The sequence below is a fragment of the Aeromonas media genome, from assembly GCF_020423125.1.
In the GTDB taxonomy this organism is placed as follows: domain Bacteria; phylum Pseudomonadota; class Gammaproteobacteria; order Enterobacterales; family Aeromonadaceae; genus Aeromonas; species Aeromonas media.
Genome location: NZ_CP075564.1, coordinates 72,501 through 93,469, shown reverse-complemented (window position 1 = coordinate 93,469; position 20,969 = coordinate 72,501). Strand labels below are relative to the sequence as shown.

Below are 20,969 nucleotides of genomic sequence, written 5' to 3'. Positions count from 1 at the left end.
CCCCGCTTCTGCGGGGTCTGGGGAGAAATACTCGGCGGGCCGCGCCCTATTGATCGGTCCAGCCATGGCGGCCCTGCTCAACCAGGCGACGGGCCTGAACGTCATTGGGGCAGACGCCACGGTACTCCTCCCCCGATCGCCCGGCCAGATAGAGGTGCTCCGGGCGGCAATACCAGGCCAATCCCTTCTGGCGGCCCTGCTGCCACATGGCAACGTCCACCTTGTCACCGCACTGGGTCTGGTGGAATGCCACCCTGTCATCGGCAAACCCCAGCTTGCCATCGGCTTCCCCGACGTCGCTCCACACCTTTTCGCAGGGATCGTCCGAGTTGGAGACACAGCCCCCGAGCAGGGTGGCACAGAGCATGATGACGAGTGAGCGCATAATCATCCTTGGACGTTGTTTGAGTGGTTTATGGCGTCTCTGGCCTGACGGGCATCCCTCTTCCCACAGCGCCATTTGAGCAGTTCATTCTAACCAGAGCCTCGCGCGGCAACCAAGGGGCATGCTGCCGAACGCACAAAAAATCGGGCGGGCCACCAGGCCCGCCCTCATGCGTTACAGGGAGTCACCGATCGTCGAGGGGGTCATAGTCCTGCCAGTCCTCGTCGTCCAGCTCCTCCAGCTCGTCTTCCCAGGATTCCGGCTCCCACTCATCGTCGAGCTCGAAATCCGGCGTCTGCGTACCCATGCTCATTCTCCTTGGATAGTGCACCGGCCTTCAAAGTCTATCCAGAAACATGAGGCTCGCCAGTGGTTCCACTCAGAGCTTCACCAAGGTACGGCCAGCCACCTGACCCAGGGTAATGGCCTCGGCGGCCTCCACCACCTGCTCCAGCCCTATCTCGGTGACCGCCTGCTCAAAGAAGCTGGCGGGCAGATCCCGCGCCAGTCGCTGCCAGGCCAGTTGACGGCGCGCCAGCGGGCACATCACCGAATCCACTCCCTGCAACCGCACGTTGCGCAGGATGAAGGGCATGACGCTGGTCGGCAGATCGAAGCCACCCGCCAGGCCGCAGGCCGCCACGGCGCCGCCGTAGTTCATCTGGGCCAGCAGCTTGGCCAGCACCTGACTGCCGACGGTGTCGATAGCACCGGCCCACAGCTGTTTCTCCAGCGCCTTGGCAGGCTCCAGCAGTTCGCTGCGCGGCACTATGCGACTGGCGCCCAGCGCCGTCAGCATGGCGCCCTGCTCCTCGGGACGGCCGGTCAGGGCCGCGACGCGATATCCCAGTGCAGACAGCAGGGCGACGGCTGTGGTGCCAACTCCACCGGCGGCACCTGTCACCAGCACCTCACCACTGTCGGGGGTTATGCCCGCCTCTTCCAGCGCCAGCACGCAGAGCATGGCGGTGAGGCCGGCGGTGCCGATGCACATGGCTTGGCGCTCATCCAGCCCGGCCGGCAGCGGCACCAGCCAGTCGGCCTTGACTCGCGCCTGTTCGGCCATGCCGCCCCAGTGTCCTTCCCCCACACCCCAACCGGTCAGTACCACCTTGTCACCGCTCTGGTAGCGGCTGTCGGCCGATTCCAGCACAGTGCCGACGAAGTCGATACCGGGCACCAGCGGCCACTGGCGCACTATCTTGCCCTTGCCGGTGATGGCCAGCCCGTCCTTGTAGTTGAGGGAGCTGTAGCTCACCGCCACCCGCACCTCGCCCGCCGGTAACTGGCTCTCGTCCAGCCGGGTCAGGGTCGGCACCGTCTTGCCGTCTTGGTTTTCCAGTAACAGAACCTTGAACATGCTTGCCTCTCTATGGGTTAAGGGGAAACATTCACTCGCTCGCGTCATCAGCGATCACGCCCGCGACTCTGGCATTAAGCTGCCAGCGCAGCAATGCAGGATAAGCCTGCACCCGCTGCCGCTGCGCCTCATCGATCGGCTGTGCGGCCTCATCCAGATACCAATTCTCTCCCGAGACCCAGGAATACCTGACGGGATTGCCAGTCAGGGGATAGGCGCCATCTGCATCGATCCAGACAGTCTCGTTGTAGCCAAACGCCCGCGTCGGATCGTCCTGTGGCGCCAGCAAATTGCGTCCACCGAGCGCCTGATAGGGCATGTCCGAGAGGCTGAAGGCGTAGAGCGTCGGGAAGATGTCCTTGTGGGAGCCTGGGCGCGCCGACTCAAAACGCCAGGGTACCCGATCCAGAATGGCTTTCGGCACATAGAGATAGAAAGGCACCGCCCGATCGAGCATCTGCTCGGCGGGATAGTAAGCCTTAATCCTGCGCATCTGGTGATCGCCGCTGGCGGCGATCAGCGTGTGGGTGCCGAGCGCAGATTTTTTGATATCGGCCACGAAACGCCCCAAGGCATCCGCCGCATATTGGTAGGTGCGTAAGATATTGAGCTGATCGATCTGGCCATCTTCGGCGTGACGTCGCACCCCGTCGGTCACGGCCACCGGCTGCGAAACATAATGAGACGGTACCACATAAGGCGGGTGATTGGTCACGGTCAAAATACTGATAAAGAGCGGCTGTTTCGCCTCTTTGAGCAACTTCTCAGCCAGCTGATAGGCATATTCGTCAGGCACACCCCAATCCGTCATTTCCTTGACCGACTCTGGATACATCTCCAACAAGGCATTCTGGTCATATAGCGCATCGACCCCCTGCACCGGCAAATAATTGACCAGATTGCGCCACATCATATTGCCCGGCGAGATGAAGATGACGCGATAACCCGCCTGCTTATAAGTGGAGAATGGTGTATCCGTCAGCGCCTTGGATTGCGCCGAGGAATGGCTGAGGTTCTCCCTGGGGCTGTGGAAAAACAGCGCAGCCAGGGAAGGAGCGGTACCATTTCCCTCCGACACGAAACGCTTGAAGACGAAATCCTGACGGAACGGTTCGCGCAAACTCCCCAGCAGATCGTTTTTACCCGGTTCATCCAGCGCCAGCATATTGCTGCCAAAACTCTCCATCAGGCTCATCACCACATGGGGCTGATGGTCGGCCAACCAGGTATTGATCGGCGTTCGGCCAGCCAGTGAATCGAGCCCGGTGGCGCCGAGCAGTTTTATTCCCTCTGCGGCATCAACCTTCTCGAAACGAATATCTTCCTTGTGATCCTTGATGGCCCAATCGATAGCCATCAGACCGTTGGGAGTCAATTTATTGAGCACCGTCAGATCGGAAACCTGCGCATTGCCACGGCGAAGGGGAAACGTCCCCACACTGCCTCGCGCAGCAATGGCGACCAGCACGACAGAGAGAACCAATACCCCCCAGAACAGCGTGCCCGGCCAGGGTCGCAGCGTCATGGCGCGAGTGCGGTAACTGAACCAGACCGGAGGGAGCGCCAGCAGGATGGCACCGAGGACACCCTTGATAACCGGATAGTCTTGCCACAAATTAGCCAACACGGCGCGAGTATCATCATCAACCAGACCGAAGGCGAACACATCGATATGGTTGTGATAGGTCTGGTAATAGAAGTAATTGCCGATTGCGACGCCGGCCACGATAAACGCCGTTATTCCCACCAATGTTGGCAAACTGCGCCACAAATACCCCCAGCCCCTATTCCAACCGGCGAGCCCCAGCCCCAACACCAGGAAAGGCACGACCGTCATCCCTGCGATTCGCAGGTCGTAGCGCAAGCCCGTGCCCCACATGCGCAACAGATCGCCCCCCTTGTCGGCCACCTGAGCAGGCTCGACGAAGGAGCAAAACATGGCAAAGCGCGCGACCATGAGGAGCAATGCCAACCAGATGAGTTGGAACCAAATCAGGGGTAATAATTTTTTAAGGCGGGTTTGATACATTGTTAAGAGTTCGAGTTATTATTCAATGAATTATACAGTTTATTTAAAACTAAGCCGTTAATTCTACCAAAGCCAATTTATTGGCATATTGTTAATATCACAAATTTAAATAAGCTGTTATTTCAACCTCTTTAGAAAATAATTTTCTTGCCAAAGAAATATTCCTCTGCGCCAACTTAAATTCTTCATCAAAATTAGCGATAACTGATGAGATTTCATAGCTAAGCGCAGAAACATCAGCATTTTTCACAATGTGAATGTTAAATCCCATTGCTTTAAACTCAGGGAAGACAGTATTATCGTACACGATACAAATCAATCCACTACCCAGAGCCTCAATAAGTGCATTTGGCAATCCCTCTCCAGTACTTGGCAGAATAAATATGCTGTAATTTTGCAACGCAAACTGCACATCTTCAACGAACCCTAAGAAATTGTATTGGCCATCTTTTTTATGAGCATGCGTAATTTCGGATATTTTATCAACAATATATTGTTCACCACTGCCAATAAATGTTACAGGAACAGTTTTATTTATCGTTGCATTGACCAAGTCTAAATGGCCTTTCCCTTCTGCTATTCGCCCAACGTGAACGATATTTGGCGTATACGAACTATTTGATTCAGAATATTTGAAGTCTGTGCTACCATAAATTCTCAACGAGCGACTTGTCGCAGACACAGGAATAACATCACTCACGTTAGATAACAGGTGATCACTGATTGCAACATGGTAGTCTACACAACTATAGAGTATTTTATGAAAAAAATCTTTCTTAGATGAACTTCTTGTAGTGCCATACCTAACAATAAAATCTGGTTTATTATTTAAAAAAAAGAGACTGAAATAAATAGACTTTATTTCAGATGTCCCTAAGAATATTATTTTTGAGACTTTTTGCTCAATTATAAATTTTCTTAACTTTAGCATAATGGCAAGGCTGAGTTTAAATTTAAAATTTATTGAAAAATGAGTGATGTTACGAGAAATCGCTTTTTCCTCTATAAACGTACCTTCACGGCAAACTAACGTTGTCTTAATACCATACTCATCAAAAGCATTTGCCAATTTTAAGGCATCCAACTCCATGCCCCCACTAAAATGAGAAAAGCATAAAATTGCCACATGCTCATTATTCTTCATTGTTTTTCCTAATTTCTGCACTGTTATTTAACATGGTTATTTCCACCAAAAACAAGAACGATACAAACGTAATTCCTGAGTTATGACTTATAAATGCCTGGCTGAGGCTATAATCAATCAGCGTTAATGACGTAACGGCCAGCATGATTGGGAAAAGAGAGTCGCCCCCCCTATGTTTGTAGAATAAATACAACGGGTAGAGATACATACTTAATAACGCTAATAGCCCAATCAATCCTCGTTTAGCCATTTCATCTATAAATTGATTGTGTGCATGAAAATTAAAATTATATAGAAATTCTGATATTTCACCAGCCGCTAACTGAGCTGCATGTGCCTGTTGCAAACCATTATTTCCCCAACCGAATAATGGTTTTTTCTGGAATGCATCAAGAGCACTATACCAAAGCTGAAAACGAATCCCTATAGATGTATTTTTATTTCCACCATCCACAAACTGCACAATATCACTGCGCGCAACTTGAATACGTTCAGCAACACCTGTTTGTGGTATCGCGACAACCGCTAATAAACCTAACCCAAAAACCGCTGCGACTATTTTATCTATCCGGCAGAGATTACCTCTGAAGTGACTAATGATGGTTAATATAATTAGAGGCAACAAGACCCAACCACCACGAGTACCAGACAAAAAACTCCCGAGCATTCCCATGGCACAAGCAAACAACATAAACATTGCTGTTTTAACATTACCCTTTGATTTATACCAAAAATAGCCACACAGACAGAGTAAGCCCAGCGTCATACTGATGTTGCCAGCCTGAATAGGCATAATATCGCCAAATGCTCTTTCCATTCCCAGATAAAACTTATCGTAGATTGCAATAGCGCCCGCAATACAAGCCCCCACCGCAAACCCAAAAATCAGGCTAACGAGACGAGCAGGATACCGAGATAGTAAAGGTAAGGTCATTGCCGCCATTAGCACACGACTGGGACGGTCAAATTCACGTAACTTGCCACCATCCAGCCATATAGAGAGGCCCTGCACAAAGACGTAAGCGAAAAAGATCAATGCCAATATTTTTACTTCCCTTGGCATATTCATCCAATAAGATGGCCGCCAACAAACGGTGAGGCTCGCTAGCAGCAATATCGCAGGCCCGTAGGAATATCCACTGGGAATGGCTAATGTTAATGCGCCAAATAAAAATGCGGACACCTGAACCAGGTTGTGAAGGATATTTATACGCAATGGCAAAATAATAGGGCTAGCCAATGTCATGAAAGTGTATTCCTAGAAAATGTCATCTTTGCCGATAGTGTACACACAATGCTTCCAGATGCTGGGACATATCAAATTCTTGCTCGGCCCGCTCGCGAGCCAATTTCCCCAGGCGATCACTTAATTCAGGATCTCGCAGTAGTACCTTGATCTGCCCAGCGATAACTTGCGGCTGCAATGGATCGGCCAACAGCCCCACGCCACCTAACACTTCTGGCACCGCGCCGGTGGTGGCGCCGACGATGGGTTTGCCAGCAGCCATCGCCTCGATCACGGTGAGGCCGAAGGCCTCGTTGTGAGAAGGGATCACCACCACATCCATCGCCTGCAACATGCGGGCGGTATCTCGCCGGAAGCCGGAAAAATGCACCGCACCACCGAGTTGACGCTGGGCAATGTCGCACTCCAGCTCGGCGACGAAGGGCTCATCGGCCCCCTCGGTGGCAAGCGTCCCCCCCACCAGCAGCAGTTGGAGATCGGTAAATTCGGCGCGCAGCAGCGCGAAGGCATCGAGCAATTCACGCTGGCCTTTGCCGGGGCTGAAGCGTCCAACCATGCCAATCAGGAGGCCATCAGCAATACCCAGCTCACCACGAATAAGGGCTGGCTCTTCCTTGCAAGAGGTCAACTCGGTGCCCAGCCACAGCCGCTGAATACGCTCGGCGGGGAGCGGTAAGGCGGCGCGATTGCGCCTCAGTGTCTCATCGCTGATGGAGAGCACCCTATCGACCTTGCCGTAGATCCAGCGATGCAGTGGATCCTTCTTCGGCCGTTTCGAGCCCATATGTTCGGTGAAAATGAGGCGAAACGAGGAAAAAGTGCCAAGTAGTGCGGCCAACAGCAGATCGCTGGACTTGTGGCAGTGCACGATCTCGATGCCGCTTTGCTTCATCCAGCGCAGCAGCGCAGGCAGGCGCAAGATGGCCTGATTGCGTGATGGGACCTCAATCACCCCGAAGCCGGCAGCCTTCATGTCAGCGGCGACCCGGCTGCCCGTCAGCGCCAGCCCGAACAGGTGCCAACCTCGTTCGATCAGCTCCTTGCCAACGCGGATGGGGTACATCTCCAGCCCCCCCCAACCCTGGGAGAGACAGATTTGCAATGCGCTACCCGGCGCTGTCGTCTCCACCGGATCAAGCCCGGTTCAGCCAGGCCATGTAATCGGCCACGCCTTCGGCCACCGTCTTGAACTCGCCGTCATAACCGACGCCGCGCAAGCGGGTCAGATCGGCCTGGGTGAAGCTCTGATAGCGACCCTTGAGGTGATCCGGGAAGGGGATGTACTCGATGGCGCCTTGCTGGTGATGCTTGATCACGGCCTCGGCCACGTTCTGGAACGGCTCGGCACGGCCGGTGCCGCAGTTGAAGATGCCGGAGTGCTGCGGGTTCTGCCAGAACCAGAGGTTCACCTTGCAGACGTCGTCCACATAGATGAAGTCGCGCATCTGGCCGCCGTCCGGGAAGCCGTCGCAGCCCTCAAACAGCTTGGGATTGTCCCCCTGCTTCACCTGGGTATTGAGGTGGAAGGCGACGGAGGCCATGGAGCCCTTGTGCTGCTCGCGCGGGCCGTAGACGTTGAAGTATTTCAGGCCAACGACCTGAGAGTCGATCTCCGGCAGCCAGCGGCGCACGTATTGATCGAACAACTGCTTGGAGTAGCCATAGACGTTGAGGGGCTGCTCGAACCTGGGATCTTCGATGAAATTGTCGTTGCGGCCGCCATAGGTCGCGGCAGAGGAGGCATAGATGAAGGGAATTTCCCGCTCGATGCAGTAGTGGAACAGATCCTTGGAGTACTCGTAGTTGACCTCCATGATGAACTTGCCGTTCCACTCGGTAGTCGCGGAGCAGGCACCTTCGTGGAAGATCACCTCGATGCCGCCATCCCACTCTTCAAACTCGTCACCGGAGACGATCCGCGCCTGGAACTCGTCCTTGTCCATGTAGTCGGCGATGGTGAGATCGACCAGGTTGACGAACTTGGTGCCGTCGGTCAGGTCGTCGATGACCACGATATCGGTCCGTCCTTGAGCGTTCAGCTGCTTGACCAGATTGCTGCCGATAAAGCCAGCACCGCCAGTTACTACGATCATGGAGTTTGCCTCGCGTACGTTGATGGCCCCGTGTGACTGCCTGTTAAAGCTGTGTATAGTGGGCCAATTTGAAATTGCCGAAAAGTTTATCACGGGCCGCCAGGGGATTCGACCTCGGCGCACAGGGCCCGGCAGAGGGATCAGCGATGAAGACCAGAGACAGGATCATCCACAGCGCCACCGAGCTGTTCAACGATCAGGGTGAACGCAACATCACCACCAACCACATTGCCGCCCATCTCGGCATCAGCCCGGGCAACCTTTATTACCACTTCCGCAATAAAGAAGACATCATCCACTCCATCTTCGATCAATACGCCCGCCACCTGAGCGAGAGCTTCACTCCGGCCCGCAGCCACGAGATCAAGCTGGAAGATCTGATGGGTTATCTGGATGCCATCTTCTATCTGATGTGGCAGTTCCGCTTCTTCTACGCCAACCTGCCGGACATCCTGAGTCGCGACGAACCCTTGCAGCACAAGTACCTCAAGGCCCAGGAGCAGCTGCGCGCCGCCGTGGAGGCGCTGCTCAGGAGCCTGCGCGAGGGGGGCATCATAGACGTCAGCGACGAAGACCTGCCGGACCTGGGCCAGACCATCAAGATGGTGGTCACCTGCTGGATCCCGTTCCAGATTGCCCAGGCCCCCCATACCCGCATCACCAAGCCCTTGCTTTATCAGGGGGTCTTGCGGGTGCTCTTCCTGCTGCGCCCCTATGTGCAGCCCCAGGTGACCGCCCAGATCCGTCAACTGGAGCAGCACTACCACCAACTGGCCCAACCAGCAGGGTGAGATCTGTTTCACAATTGTTGAATATCAGCATAATAATTTGAATTGGTGCGCAACGATTGCAGTAAAATGTTGCCCATTCCAGGGTCTGTCGACGTTTCGTCATGACCACGACGACGTCAGTCCGTGCGCCTCGCACGGCCCCAGATCCTGATAACACAGTCGACACAGTCAATGAGGACCGAGGATGTCTAACGGATTCTATCGTCACCTGGCCGAACAGCTCGAACAGGTCAAGGCGGAAGGGCTATACAAGCAGGAACGCATCATCACCTCGGCTCAGCAGGCCCAGATTGCGGTGGGCGGCGAACAGGTTCTGAACTTCTGTGCCAACAACTACCTGGGGCTGGCCAACCACCCTGACCTCATCGCCGCCGCTCATCAGGGGCTCGACAGCCACGGTTTCGGCATGGCCTCGGTGCGCTTCATCTGCGGCACCCAGGATCAGCACAAGGCGCTGGAGCAGAAGCTGTCCGCCTTCCTCGGCACCGAGGACAGCATCCTCTACTCCTCCTGTTTCGATGCCAATGGCGGTCTGTTCGAGACCCTGTTCGGCGCCGAAGACGCCATCATCTCCGATGCACTCAACCACGCCTCCATCATCGACGGCGTGCGGCTGTGCAAGGCCAAGCGTTATCGCTACGCCAACAACGACATGGCCGAGCTGGAAGCCCAGCTCAAGCAGGCCAATGCCGACGGCGCCCGCTTCAAGCTGATCGCCACCGACGGTGTCTTCTCCATGGATGGTGTCATCGCCGATCTCAAATCCATCTGCGATCTGGCCGACAAATACGATGCTCTGGTCATGGTGGATGACTCCCATGCGGTGGGCTTCATCGGCGAGAACGGCCGCGGCACCCACGAATATTGCGGCGTGCTGGACAGGGTCGACATCATCACTGGCACCCTGGGCAAGGCGCTCGGCGGCGCCTCCGGCGGCTATACCTCTGGCAAGAAAGAGGTGATCGACTGGCTGCGTCAGCGCTCCCGTCCCTACCTCTTCTCCAACTCCCTGGCTCCCTCCATCGTCTCGGCCACCATCAAGGTGATCGACATGCTGGCCGACGGCCACGCGCTGCGCGCTCAGTTGAAAGAGAACAGCGAGTACTTCCGCACCCGGATGAGCGCCGCCGGCTTCACCCTGGCCGGTGCCGATCACGCCATCATTCCGGTCATGCTGGGAGATGCCAAGCTGGCCGCCGAGATGGCGAGCCGCATGCTGGCCGCCGGCATCTACGTGGTGGGCTTCTCCTTCCCCGTGGTGCCCAAGGGCCAGGCCCGCATCCGAACCCAGATGTCTGCCGCCCATACCCGCGAGCAGCTGGACAAGGCCATCGATGCCTTCATCCGCATCGGCCGCGAGCTCGGTGTGATTTGATCACATGGCTAGCTGATTAAAACGGGGGCCAAGGTTGGGCCCCATTTTATTACCCTCTGTACCCGGCACAGCGCCGTGAGGAATCTGTCATGAAAGCACTCTCCAAACTCAAATCAGAAGCCGGCATCTGGATGACGGACGTCCCGGCTCCCGAGCTCGGCCACAACGATCTGCTGATCAAGATCCGCAAGACCGCCATCTGCGGCACCGACATGCACATCTACAACTGGGATGAGTGGGCCCAGAAGACCATTCCGGTCCCCATGGTAGTCGGTCATGAATATGTGGGAGAGGTGGTCGCCGTCGGCCAGGAAGTGCGCGGCTTCGCCATCGGCGATCGCGTCTCCGGCGAAGGCCACATCACCTGCGGCCACTGCCGCAACTGCCGCGCCGGCCGCACCCACCTGTGCCGCAACACCATAGGGGTCGGCGTCAACCGCCCGGGCTCCTTCGCCGAATACCTGGTGATCCCGGCCTTCAACGCCTTCAAGCTGCCGGACAACATCCCCGACGAGCTGGCCGCCATCTTCGATCCGTTCGGTAACGCCGTGCACACCGCCCTCTCCTTCGATCTGGTGGGTGAAGACGTGCTCATCACCGGCGCCGGCCCCATCGGCATCATGGCTGCCGCCGTCTGCCGCCATGTGGGCGCCCGTCACGTGGTGATCACCGACGTCAACGAGTACCGGCTGGAGCTGGCCCGCAAGATGGGCGCCACCCGCGCCATCAACGTGGCCAAGGAGCAGCTCTCCGATGTGATGGCCGAACTCGGCATGACCGAAGGCTTCGACGTGGGGCTGGAGATGTCCGGCGTGCCCAGCGCCTTCCAGGACATGATCGACAAGATGAACCACGGCGGCAAGATCGCCATGCTCGGCATTCCCCCCTCCACCATGGCCATCGACTGGAACAAGGTGATCTTCAAGGGACTGTTTATCAAAGGGATCTATGGCCGCGAGATGTTCGAGACCTGGTACAAGATGGCCAGCCTCATCCAGTCTGGCCTGGACCTCAGCCCCATCATCACCCATCACTTCCACATCGATGACTTCCAGCAGGGCTTCGAAGCCATGGGGTCAGGCAAGTCCGGCAAGGTGATCCTGAACTGGGATTGAGAAGCCTGGACAACGGCTTGTGGATGTCAGGTGCGAAGGCCCGGTCCGGCACCGGGATCCTGAGTGGAGACAAGTCAGCCTTTTTCACGGCTGATTGCAAAAACCCGGCGAAAGCCGGGTTTCTTTTTGCTCTTGCCTTGCCTGCGGCCACTGCCGCCGCAGAAACTTTGTTCGCAGATTGCTTAACACTTCACACACAAGCGTTTAAATGCCTGTAACTATTCGGTTATAATCCCGTCGTTTTCTAGGGATAATAAGAGCCTGCTGGGAGTACATGAGCGTGTTGAAAAAACTGAGCTATTTGCTGGCTGCCGGGATGGCTGCCGCCACCCTGTCCGGCGCCGTCTTTGCCGCCGATGAGATGTCGACGGAAGCCATCGCCGAGCGCATAGCACCGGTCGGTCAGGTCTACACCGCCAAGGATCTGGAAGGCATTGCGACGGCCGCGGCCGCCCCGGCTGCTGCCTCGTCCGGTCCCCGTGATGGCGAGACTGTGTTCAAGGGCGCCTGCTTTGCCTGCCATGATACCGGCGCGGCCGGTGCGCCCAAGCGCGGGGACAAGGCCGCCTGGGAACCACGCATTGCCCAGGGGTTCGAGACCCTGCGCAAGCATGCCATCGAAGGCTTCACCGGCAAAGCTGGCATGATGCCGGCACGGGGAACCTGCGCAGCCTGTAGTGACGAAGAGATCGAAAACGCCATTCACTACATGATCGACAAGCTCTAAGTGGTTGAAAGGGCTCCTATTGCAGCCCTTTAAATCCAATCACTTCCGACTACGCTTGTAGGTGAGCTAATTCGGGAGTGTTGCATGTCAGTCCAGCCCCTCACACCGCCAGATCCCCCCCCCTTGCTGGCGGTCGTTTCTTCCATCATGGATTTTCCCGCGCCCGGCATCGCCTCTCCTGAGGACTACGCCAGACTGGTAGAGCAGTTGGGCAGACTCTGCCCCCTGCAGCACTTTGCCATGCTGGGGCTGGCCGATGGAGGCCTGCACTGGTTGTATGCACATCAGCTGCCCGAGGCGTTCAAACAGCAACTGGGGCGTGAAGAACCCCGCCTTACCGAACAGCTCACTCAGCTCGATGAACAGCAGGGATGGTGCGTGGAGGCAGTGGAGCACTATGAGGTGCAATGGGTGCTGGCCCGCGGCGCCCCCGAACAGACCCCGACCCTGAGACTGTTGCTGGAGTGTCTGGCCAAGCGCCTGCACGAAACCCAGACCGGCACCCAGCTGGCAGGGCAAGCCTCCCCCCTCATGCAGCGGGATCCTCACTGGCAGCAGAAGATAGAAAAGATCGGCCGCATCATGCGGTTGGCCCACAATCTGCCGCAGCATGCCCTGTTTTCCCAGCTGGAGGCGGTGCTGCGCCAGATGCTGGCCGTCAATGACATGCTGCTGATCCGCCTCGACAACCAGCGACTGGAGAGACTCTATCCGACACGGCTCACCTACGATGATGACGTCATCAGGGGCCTGTGCCACAGCACCAACAGCATAGAGCGCAGCGAGGCCGGATTGTTCTGGTACAGCCTGCCCCTGCGCCAGCAGCAGCAGTATTTCGCCCACCTCCTCATCAACACGACCCAACCCCTGGAAGCCGATGACAGGCTGTTCCTCGACTTCCTGCGCCACCAGTTGACCCTGCTGCTGGAGCTCAAGAGAGTCAGGCAGCAGCTGGATGAGCTCAACTCGGAAGAGTCCATCAACCAGCGACTCCAGCAGTTGCGCCAGACCAACCTGCGGTTGCAGAAACGACTCAGGCATCATCAGGAGCTGGAGCGGCGACTCCAGTTCAATGCACTGCACGATCCGCTGACCCAGTTGCCGAACCGGGCCCTGCTGATGAATCACCTCCATCATGCCATGACCCGCTATCGCCGTTATCAGACGGCCGGCTTTACCCTGATCTTCGCCGATGTGGACCATTTCAAACAGGTCAATGATGCCTTGGGCCACAGTGCCGGCGACCAGTTGCTGCTGGAGCTGGGCAAACGCCTGCAGAGCTGTATCCGGCAAAATGACATGGTGGCCAGGCTCGGGGGCGACGAGTTCGTCATCTATCTGGACAACAGTCAGCAGGAGGAGGACGTCAGCCCGGTGCTCAACCGCATTGTAGGCCGCATCGCCCACCCGTTCCGGCTTCAGGGCAATGAGCTGACCGTTACCGTCAGCCTGGGGGTGGCCAGCGTCTCGGAGCAGACCACGGACATCAGCGAGCTGCTGCACCAGGCCGATCTCGCCATGTACCAGGCCAAGCGCAATGGCCGCAGTCGCATCGTCATGTATTCCGACGCCTGCATGGAGCACTCAGGCTCGCCGGAGGAGCGGCTGTTCAGGGCCTTGCGGGAAGGGCGGATTGTCCCCTATTTCCAGCCGGTGATCAGGCTGTGTGACAGCCGCTTGGTCGGTCTGGAGGTGATGGCGCGCTGGATCACGGAGGAGGGGGAACTGAAAGATGCCTTCGATTTCATTCCACTGGCCGAGCAGTGCGGCCTCATTCAGGATCTGGATCGCCAGATCCTCAGACGCACCTGCCAGCAGTTGAAGAGCTGGCTACAGCTCTCGGGCGGCGGCCGCTTCAAGATATCGCTCAACCTGTCCGGCAAGCACCTGGCCAGCCGCGAGCAGATCATGGCGCTTGTTCACATCATGGAGGAAGAAGGGGTGATACCCGGCTACTTCATCTTCGAATTCAACGAGCGGGAGCTCTCCAGGCAGAGTGCCGACTCCCTCACCTCCCTGCATGAACTCAGGGCCAAGGGGATCCAGATCAGCCTCGACGACTTCGGAACCGGCTTTTCTTCCCTCAATGCCCTGTTCCACTTTCCGGTGGACTACATCAAGGTGGATGACAGCTTCACCCATCGCATGCTGAACTCCCCCAAGGATCTGGCGCTGATCCGCGCCATGCGGGACATCTGCCAGGATCTCGACTTCACTCTGGTGGTCGAAGGCATCGAGAACCAGCAGCAGTTGCAGAAGCTGATCGAACTGGGCTGCGCCCAGGGACAGGGACGCCACATCTCCCCGCCCCTGCCAGGATCCGACATCATACCGCTGCTCACTCAGGCAGACCCGCCGGCCGAGTCCTCCCTCAATCCTTCTTGAACAGCGCTCTCAGGTTGGCGACCACGACCTGCCCCTTCTGCTGGCGCTCCTCGGCCGTCACCTTCTTCTGGTTTTCCCATTCCAGATCGTCCTGGGGCAATTCTAGCAGGAAGCGGCTCGGCTCCGGGCGCACCGATTCGCCGTACTGGCGCCGCTCCTTGCAGAGGGTAAAAGTCAGCTCGGTCTGGGCACGGGTGATGCCGACGTAGGCGAGGCGCCGCTCCTCCTCCACGTTGTCCTCGTCGATGCTGGTCTGATGGGGTAGCAAGCCCTCCTCCATGCCCACCATGTAGACGTAGGGAAACTCCAGCCCCTTGGAGGCGTGCAAGGTCATCAGCTGCACCTGGTCAGCCTCGTCCTCTCCCTCGTTGCGCTCCATCATGTCACGCAGGGTGAGGCGAGTGACCACCTGAGCCAGCGTCATCGCTTCCTCCAGCTCATCTCCCTCCAGCATCTCGGTGATCCAGCGGTAAAGGGTGGAGACGTTCTGCATCCGCATCTCGGCCGCCTTCGGGCTGGGAGAGGTCTCATAGAGCCACTCCTCGTAGTGGATCTCCTTGATCATGTCCCGCACCGCCTCTACCGGATTGCCGCGCAGCGCCTGATCGCCGAGCCGCACCAGCCAGTTAGTGAAGGCCTGCAGGGCCACCAGGCCACGACCAGACAGGTGCTGCTCCAGCCCCAGCTCGAAGCTGGCGGCAAACAGGCTCTTGCCGCGCTGGTTGGCGTACTGGCCCAGTTTTTCGAGGGTGGTGGGGCCTATCTCGCGGCGCGGCAGGTTGACCACCCGCAGGAAGGCGGTGTCCTCGTCCGGGTTAACCAGCAGCTTGAGGTAGGCCATGATATCCTTGATCTCGGTGCGGGAGAAAAACGAGGTGCCGCCCGAGATACGGTAGGGAATGCGGTTGGTCATCAGCGCCTTCTCGAAGATGCGCGACTGATGGTTGCCCCGATAGAGGATGGCGTAATCCTTAAACCGGGTGCGGTTCATGAACTTGTGGCCCATCAGCTCGGCGGCGATACGCTCCGCCTCGTGCTCCTCATTCTTGGCAAACAGCACCTTGACCGGCACCCCGTAGTCGAGCTCGGAGAAGAGCGCCTTGTCATAGACGTGGGGGTTGTTGGCGATCAGAATGTTGGCGCACTTGAGGATGCGTTTCTTGGAGCGGTAGTTCTGCTCCAGCTTGATGAGCTTGAGGCAGGGAAAATCCTCGTTCAGCAGCACCAGATTCTGCGGCTTGGCACCGCGCCAGGAGTAGATGGACTGGTCATCGTCCCCCACCACGGTAAAACGGGCCCGCTCGCCGACAATCTGCTTCACCAGCTCGTACTGGCTGGTGTTGGTGTCCTGATACTCATCGACCAGCAGGTAGCGGATCTTGTTCTGCCAGCGGGTCCGCACCTCCTCGTTGTTCTTCAGCAGCAGGGTCGGCATCACGATGAGATCGTCAAAATCCAGCGCGTTGTAGGCCACCATCTGGCGGTGATAACGCTCATAGAGCTGGGCCAGCAACACCTCTTCCGGCCCCCGGGCGATACGCATGGCCCGAGCAGGCAGGATGAGGTCGTTCTTCCAGTTGGAGATCTGGGTGATGAGGGCCGACAGCTTGTCCTTGTCGTTGTCGAGCTCCGCCTCGGTCAGCTCTTTCAGCAGCGCCAGCTGGTCGGTGTCGTCGAACAGGGAGAAGTTCGCCTTCAGATTCAGGCTCTTGTGCTCACGACGTATGATGTCGAGCCCCAGAGTATGGAAGGTGGAGACCATGAGCCCCCGCGCCTCCTTGCGACCCAGGGTCTGGCCGACCCGCTCCTTCATCTCCCGCGCAGCCTTGTTGGTAAAGGTCACAGCGGCGATGTTGCGGGCGTTATAGCCGCACTGCTGCACCAGATAGGCGATCTTGTTGGTGATGACGCGGGTCTTGCCCGATCCGGCACCCGCCAGCACCAGGCAAGGGCCGGAGACAAACTTGACCGCTTCGTTCTGATTGGGGTTGAGCTTCATGGGCCGGATCTCTTGGCTTATGATGAGGGGCGGCATTGTAACAGAGATCCCGCGGGCAGCCGAAACCGGACACAGGATCCCGCCACTTCGCCTTGTGTTTGCCCGTCATTTTCCGGATCATGGCCGACTTTTCCAGAGGAGATGAGGGGAGCATGAATCAGCAACAGCACGCCCAATTGCGTAGCCAGTTTCCGGCCCTGGCGCAGGAGGTGAACGGCCACCCTCTGATCTATCTGGACAACGCCGCCACCACCCAGAAGCCCCAGGCGGTGCTGGACGCCATCGCTCACTACTATCGGGCCGACAACGCCAATGTGCACCGCGCCGCCCATGCCCTGAGCGGCCGCGCCACCCGCGCCTTCGAGGCAGCCCGCGAGACGGTCGCCCGCTTTATCAATGCGCCCCGCAGCCACGAGGTGATCTGGACCCGCGGCACCACCGAGGCGATCAATCTGGTGGCCCAGAGCTGGGGCATGAGCGAACTCAAGGTAGGGGACGAGATCGTCCTCAGCACCCTGGAGCACCACGCCAATATTGTCCCCTGGCAGTTGATTGCCGAACGCACCGGCGCCGTAATTCGGGTCATTCCGCTGGATAAGCGCGGGGATCTGGATATGGAGGCTTACCTGGCGATGCTGGGGTCGCGCACCCGGCTGGTGAGCGTGACCCATGTCTCCAATGCCCTCGGTACCGTCAATCCGGTCACCCGGATGGTGGCCGCCGCCAAGGCGGTTGGCGCCCTGACCCTGATCGACGGCGCCCAGGCGGTGGCCCACCTCGAGGTAGATGTACAGACCATAGGCTGCGACTTCTACGCCTTCTCCGGCCACAAGCTCTATGGCCCGACCGGCATCGGCGTGTTGTGGGGAAAGACCGAGCTGCTTGAGCGGATGCCCCCCTGGCAGTCGGGGGGCGAGATGATCGACAGGGTCAGTTTCAGCGGCACCACCTTCAACACCCTGCCCTTCAAGTTTGAAGCCGGCACCCCCCATATTGCCGGCGCCATCGGCCTCGCCGCTGCCATCGACTTTGTCATGCAGCAAGACAGAAACGCACTGGCACAGCATGAGCACAGACTCACCGACTATCTGGTGGCAGGGTTGCGACAGGTGCCGGGCCTGTACCTCGTCGGTGAACCCGGTCAGCGTGCTGGCGCCGTCTCCTTCCTGCTGGACGAGATCCACCCACAGGATGCCGCCACCCTGCTCGACATGCAGGGCATAGCGCTGCGAGTCGGCCATCACTGCGCCATGCCGCTGATGGACAGCCTAGGTATAGGCGGCACCCTGCGGGTCTCCCTGGCCTGTTACAACAACCGGGACGATGTGGAAGCCCTGCTGGCAGCCCTGCACAAACTCAGTGACTTCTTCTAAGGCAGACAACCGAATGAGTGACCTCGCAACCTATACCCGGATAGGCCTTGAGCCCGACGCCGACACCATCCGCCAGCAGTTTGCTGCGGCCCACGGCTGGGAGAACCAGTACAGGCTCATCATCCAGCTCGGCAAACAGCTACCCGTACTGCCCCCCGAGTGGCAGACCGAAGAGCACCGCTTGAAAGGCTGCGAGAGCCAGGCCTGGCTGAAGGGAGAGAAAAGCGAGGATGGTTGCTGGCACTTTGCCTGCGACTCCGATGCCCGCATCGTACGCGGCCTCATCGTCATCGTGCTGGCGGCGCTCAACCACCAACCGTCTGCGGCGATCCAGGCTTTTGATATGGAAGGGTATTTCACCGAACTCGGGCTTGAGAAACACTTGAGCCCGTCACGGGGCAATGGGCTCAGGTCGATCGTGTTGGCGATCCGGGAGCAGGCCGTCTAACCCGCCTTGTTCAGTGGTCGATTACGCTTCGCTAATCGACCCTACTTCTTCATTTCCGGCCTCTTTCTCGGCGCGGGCACCCCGCTCGGCAATCTTCTTCAATACCCGGGAAGCGGCCACCAATCCAAAGGTTGCCGTCACCGGCGTCACGGCCCCGAAGCCGGAGGCGCAATCCATCTTCATGTTGCCATCGCTGGCCGCCTTGGCCTGACAGGTGCCACCATTACCATCCGGATAACTCAGCTGCTCCGTCGAGAAGACACACTCAACCCCGAACTTGCGCGCCGGATTCTTGCTGAAGTTGTACAACCGGCGCAGGTCGGATCGCACCTTCGCAGCCAACGGATCCTGAATGGTCTTGGCCAGATCGGCCACAGTGATCTGGGTCGGATCCATCTGCCCACCGGCACCACCCGCCACAATCACCGGGATCTTGTTGCGTTTGCAGAAGGCAATCAGCGCCACTTTGGCCTTGACCGAGTCGATGGCGTCTACCACATAGTCAAACTCCCGCTTGATATGCTCGCCCAGGTTGTCGGCAGTGACGAAATCATCCACCTCGATCACTTCGCAGTCCGGATTGATGGCGCGAATGCGCTCGGCCATCACCTCGGTCTTGAGGCGACCAACAGTCCCCTGCATGGCGTGGATCTGGCGATTGGTGTTGGTGATGCAGATATCATCCATGTCGATCAGGGTGATTTGGTTGATGCCGGCACGGGCCAGCGCCTCCGCCGCCCAGGAGCCGACCCCGCCTATCCCCACCACGCAGACTTTCGCCTGGTTGAAGGAACCGAGCGCGCGTTGACCATAAAGACGGGCAATGCCCCCGAATCGCTGTAGATATTCTGCTTTCATACCACCACCTTGCTTGAGGGCGGCCATTATAGCGGCAACGACGGCCAGCGGCGATCATCAGATGATGACGGTGTTGATGCGAGGGGGAAATGAGTGCGGCGTCGGCATGCTTGAAACGAAAAAAAGCCCAGTCGTGAGACTGGGCTTCTTGTTAGTGGCGGAGCGGACGGGACTCGAACCCGCGACCCCCGGCGTGACAGGCCGGTATTCTAACCGACTGAACTACCGCTCCGCTGTCTGGTTAGCTTTTTGCTAAATTGTCTGCCGTTTCAATGAGGTGTCATCCTCTCGGCCAATGATGTGATTTTGCACATCATCGTTTAATTGGGTGCCTGGCAGTGTCCTACTCTCGCATGGCGAATGCCACACTACCATCGGCGCTACCGCGTTTCACTTCTGAGTTCGGCATGGGATCAGGTGGTTCCACGGCGCTATGGCCGCCAGGCAAATTCTTAATCTAGAAAGCTGACGTGAGTAACGACACGGCTGGTTTGCCTTGTCATTATCACTGAATTTGTAAGTAGTCTCGCACTTGCTACAAGGCCCAGAACACTTCTTGGGTGTTGTATGGTTAAGCCTCACGGGTAATTAGTATGGGTTAGCTCAACACGTCGCCGCGCTTACACACCCCACCTATCAACGTTGTGGTCTCCAACGGCCCTTTAGGACCCTCAAGGGGTCAGGGATGACTCATCTCAGGGCTCGCTTCCCGCTTAGATGCTTTCAGCGGTTATCGATTCCGAACTTAGCTACCGGGCAGTGCCACTGGCGTGACAACCCGAACACCAGAGGTTCGTTCACTCCGGTCCTCTCGTACTAGGAGCAACTCCCTTCAATCATCCAACGCCCACGGCAGATAGGGACCGAACTGTCTCACGACGTTCTGAACCCAGCTCGCGTACCACTTTAAATGGCGAACAGCCATACCCTTGGGACCGACTTCAGCCCCAGGATGTGATGAGCCGACATCGAGGTGCCAAACACCGCCGTCGATATGAACTCTTGGGCGGTATCAGCCTGTTATCCCCGGAGTACCTTTTATCCGTTGAGCGATGGCCCTTCCATTCAGAACCACCGGATCACTATGACCTACTTTCGTACCTGCTCGACCTGTCCGTCTCGCAGTTAAGCTGGCTTATGCCATTGCACTAACCTCCTGATGTCCGACCAGGATTAGCCAACCTTCGTGCTCCTCCGTTACTCTTTGGGAGGAGACCGCCCCAGTCAAACTACCCACCAGGCACTGTCCGCGAGCCCGATTCAGGGCCCTGCGTTAGAACATCAAACATACAAGGGTGGTATTTCAAGGACGGCTCCAGCGCAACTGGCGTCACGCCTTCAAAGCCTCCCACCTATCCTACACATGTAGGTTCAATGTTCAGTGCCAAGCTGTAGTAAAGGTTCACGGGGTCTTTCCGTCTAGCCGCGGGTACACCGCATCTTCACGGCGAATTCGATTTCACTGAGTCTCGGGTGGAGACAGCATGGCCATGGTTACACCATTCGTGCAGGTCGGAACTTACCCGACAAGGAATTTCGCTACCTTAGGACCGTTATAGTTACGGCCGCCGTTTACCGGGGCTTCGATCAAGAGCTTCGCTTGCGCTAACCCCATCAATTAACCTTCCGGCACCGGGCAGG

The 20,969-nt window shown here is 57.6% G+C and carries 17 protein-coding genes, 1 tRNA gene and 2 rRNA genes (1 of these 20 only partly in view); 7 read left to right on the top strand and 13 right to left on the bottom strand.

The window, feature by feature from the left end; all coding sequences use genetic code 11:
• Window positions 1-46 precede the first annotated feature (46 nt).
• The 8 genes from KI797_RS00425 to rfaD all read right to left on the bottom strand — a co-directional run bounded on the left by KI797_RS00425 (window position 47) and on the right by rfaD (window position 8,257).
• The gene (locus KI797_RS00425; protein WP_374396862.1) at window positions 47-391 is read right to left on the bottom strand and encodes a DUF2799 domain-containing protein; all 345 of its coding nucleotides are present in this window, start codon (window positions 389-391) and stop codon (window positions 47-49) included.
• A gap of 178 nt (window positions 392-569) precedes the next feature.
• Window positions 570-692 (bottom strand): hypothetical protein, encoded by a 123-nt coding sequence (locus tag KI797_RS20970; protein ID WP_081934617.1) that lies wholly within the window; start codon window positions 690-692, stop codon window positions 570-572.
• Window positions 693-764: 72 nt separating this feature from the next.
• Window positions 765-1,745, bottom strand: coding sequence for an acrylyl-CoA reductase (NADPH) (acuI, locus tag KI797_RS00420; RefSeq protein WP_226170958.1), 981 nt, complete (start codon window positions 1,743-1,745; stop codon window positions 765-767).
• A gap of 31 nt (window positions 1,746-1,776) precedes the next feature.
• Window positions 1,777-3,774 carry an LTA synthase family protein gene (locus KI797_RS00415; protein ID WP_226170955.1) on the bottom strand — a complete coding sequence of 666 codons (1,998 nt, stop codon included), beginning with the start codon at window positions 3,772-3,774 and terminating at the stop codon, window positions 1,777-1,779.
• Between the two features lie 97 nt (window positions 3,775-3,871).
• The gene (locus KI797_RS00410; RefSeq protein ID WP_171272987.1) at window positions 3,872-4,918 is read right to left on the bottom strand and encodes a glycosyltransferase family 4 protein; all 1,047 of its coding nucleotides are present in this window, start codon (window positions 4,916-4,918) and stop codon (window positions 3,872-3,874) included.
• On the bottom strand, window positions 4,908-6,164 hold the full coding sequence (locus tag KI797_RS00405) for an O-antigen ligase family protein (RefSeq protein ID WP_171272986.1): 1,257 nt from the start codon (window positions 6,162-6,164) through the stop codon (window positions 4,908-4,910). Before KI797_RS00405 ends, KI797_RS00410 begins: the two co-directional genes overlap by 11 nt.
• A gap of 22 nt (window positions 6,165-6,186) precedes the next feature.
• The gene (locus KI797_RS00400) at window positions 6,187-7,293 is read right to left on the bottom strand and encodes a glycosyltransferase family 4 protein (RefSeq protein ID WP_148304719.1); all 1,107 of its coding nucleotides are present in this window, start codon (window positions 7,291-7,293) and stop codon (window positions 6,187-6,189) included.
• A 4-nt stretch (window positions 7,294-7,297) separates the two neighbouring features.
• Entirely contained in the window at window positions 7,298-8,257 is a 960-nt protein-coding gene (gene rfaD, locus KI797_RS00395; RefSeq protein WP_005327364.1) for an ADP-glyceromanno-heptose 6-epimerase, read from the bottom strand.
• Window positions 8,258-8,403: 146 nt separating this feature from the next.
• Between rfaD and KI797_RS00390 the strand changes: the two genes are divergently transcribed.
• From KI797_RS00390 to KI797_RS00370, 5 genes are all read left to right on the top strand, one after another.
• Window positions 8,404-9,048 (top strand): TetR/AcrR family transcriptional regulator, encoded by a 645-nt coding sequence (locus KI797_RS00390; protein ID WP_041206718.1) that lies wholly within the window; start codon window positions 8,404-8,406, stop codon window positions 9,046-9,048.
• Between the two features lie 184 nt (window positions 9,049-9,232).
• A complete protein-coding gene (locus KI797_RS00385; RefSeq protein WP_043132653.1) occupies window positions 9,233-10,423 on the top strand; it encodes a glycine C-acetyltransferase in 1,191 nt (396 codons plus the stop codon).
• 89 nt (window positions 10,424-10,512) lie between these two features.
• Window positions 10,513-11,538, top strand: a complete 1,026-nt coding sequence (gene tdh / locus KI797_RS00380; RefSeq protein WP_226170952.1) for an L-threonine 3-dehydrogenase — start codon at window positions 10,513-10,515, stop codon at window positions 11,536-11,538.
• 274 nt (window positions 11,539-11,812) lie between these two features.
• Window positions 11,813-12,265: a c-type cytochrome gene (locus KI797_RS00375; RefSeq protein ID WP_043132658.1), complete on the top strand. Its 453-nt coding sequence runs from the start codon at window positions 11,813-11,815 to the stop codon at window positions 12,263-12,265.
• An 84-nt stretch (window positions 12,266-12,349) separates the two neighbouring features.
• Complete coding sequence (locus tag KI797_RS00370) at window positions 12,350-14,650, top strand: putative bifunctional diguanylate cyclase/phosphodiesterase (protein WP_226170949.1); 2,301 nt, start codon at window positions 12,350-12,352, stop codon at window positions 14,648-14,650.
• On the opposite strand, the gene rep is transcribed toward KI797_RS00370, so the two are convergent.
• On the bottom strand, window positions 14,637-16,649 hold the full coding sequence (gene rep / locus KI797_RS00365) for a DNA helicase Rep (RefSeq protein ID WP_226170947.1): 2,013 nt from the start codon (window positions 16,647-16,649) through the stop codon (window positions 14,637-14,639). The genes KI797_RS00370 and rep overlap by 14 nt on opposite strands.
• 152 nt (window positions 16,650-16,801) lie before the next feature.
• On the opposite strand from rep, the gene KI797_RS00360 reads away from it, so the two are divergent.
• Both KI797_RS00360 and KI797_RS00355 read left to right on the top strand, forming a co-directional pair.
• Window positions 16,802-18,022 carry a cysteine desulfurase gene (locus KI797_RS00360; RefSeq protein WP_226170943.1) on the top strand — a complete coding sequence of 407 codons (1,221 nt, stop codon included), beginning with the start codon at window positions 16,802-16,804 and terminating at the stop codon, window positions 18,020-18,022.
• Between the two features lie 13 nt (window positions 18,023-18,035).
• On the top strand, window positions 18,036-18,470 hold the full coding sequence (locus KI797_RS00355; protein WP_226170940.1) for a SufE family protein: 435 nt from the start codon (window positions 18,036-18,038) through the stop codon (window positions 18,468-18,470).
• Between the two features lie 21 nt (window positions 18,471-18,491).
• Here KI797_RS00355 and tcdA read toward each other — a convergent pair whose 3' ends face one another.
• The 4 genes from tcdA to KI797_RS00335 form a co-directional block, all read right to left on the bottom strand.
• Window positions 18,492-19,328: a tRNA cyclic N6-threonylcarbamoyladenosine(37) synthase TcdA gene (tcdA, locus tag KI797_RS00350; RefSeq protein WP_226170937.1), complete on the bottom strand. Its 837-nt coding sequence runs from the start codon at window positions 19,326-19,328 to the stop codon at window positions 18,492-18,494.
• 155 nt (window positions 19,329-19,483) lie between these two features.
• A tRNA-Asp gene (locus KI797_RS00345) sits at window positions 19,484-19,560 on the bottom strand.
• A gap of 98 nt (window positions 19,561-19,658) precedes the next feature.
• A 5S ribosomal RNA gene (rrf, locus tag KI797_RS00340) occupies window positions 19,659-19,773 on the bottom strand.
• 122 nt (window positions 19,774-19,895) lie between these two features.
• Window positions 19,896-20,969 (bottom strand): 23S ribosomal RNA (locus KI797_RS00335); it runs 1,816 nt beyond the window's last position.

Coding starts and splice junctions, on each gene's coding strand:
- KI797_RS00425 (WP_374396862.1), bottom strand. CDS start 391: ATGATTATGCGCTCACTCGTCATCATGCTCTGTGCCACCCTGCTCGGG.
- KI797_RS20970 (WP_081934617.1), bottom strand. CDS start 692: ATGGGTACGCAGACGCCGGATTTCGAGCTCGACGATGAGTGGGAGCCG.
- KI797_RS00370 (WP_226170949.1), top strand. CDS start 12,350: ATGTCAGTCCAGCCCCTCACACCGCCAGATCCCCCCCCCTTGCTGGCG.
- KI797_RS00410 (WP_171272987.1), bottom strand. CDS start 4,918: ATGAAGAATAATGAGCATGTGGCAATTTTATGCTTTTCTCATTTTAGT.
- rep (WP_226170947.1), bottom strand. CDS start 16,649: ATGAAGCTCAACCCCAATCAGAACGAAGCGGTCAAGTTTGTCTCCGGC.
- acuI (WP_226170958.1), bottom strand. CDS start 1,745: ATGTTCAAGGTTCTGTTACTGGAAAACCAAGACGGCAAGACGGTGCCG.
- KI797_RS00385 (WP_043132653.1), top strand. CDS start 9,233: ATGTCTAACGGATTCTATCGTCACCTGGCCGAACAGCTCGAACAGGTC.
- KI797_RS00405 (WP_171272986.1), bottom strand. CDS start 6,164: ATGACATTGGCTAGCCCTATTATTTTGCCATTGCGTATAAATATCCTT.
- KI797_RS00415 (WP_226170955.1), bottom strand. CDS start 3,774: ATGTATCAAACCCGCCTTAAAAAATTATTACCCCTGATTTGGTTCCAA.
- KI797_RS00355 (WP_226170940.1), top strand. CDS start 18,036: ATGAGTGACCTCGCAACCTATACCCGGATAGGCCTTGAGCCCGACGCC.
- KI797_RS00375 (WP_043132658.1), top strand. CDS start 11,813: ATGAGCGTGTTGAAAAAACTGAGCTATTTGCTGGCTGCCGGGATGGCT.
- KI797_RS00390 (WP_041206718.1), top strand. CDS start 8,404: ATGAAGACCAGAGACAGGATCATCCACAGCGCCACCGAGCTGTTCAAC.
- tdh (WP_226170952.1), top strand. CDS start 10,513: ATGAAAGCACTCTCCAAACTCAAATCAGAAGCCGGCATCTGGATGACG.
- rfaD (WP_005327364.1), bottom strand. CDS start 8,257: ATGATCGTAGTAACTGGCGGTGCTGGCTTTATCGGCAGCAATCTGGTC.
- KI797_RS00360 (WP_226170943.1), top strand. CDS start 16,802: ATGAATCAGCAACAGCACGCCCAATTGCGTAGCCAGTTTCCGGCCCTG.
- tcdA (WP_226170937.1), bottom strand. CDS start 19,328: ATGAAAGCAGAATATCTACAGCGATTCGGGGGCATTGCCCGTCTTTAT.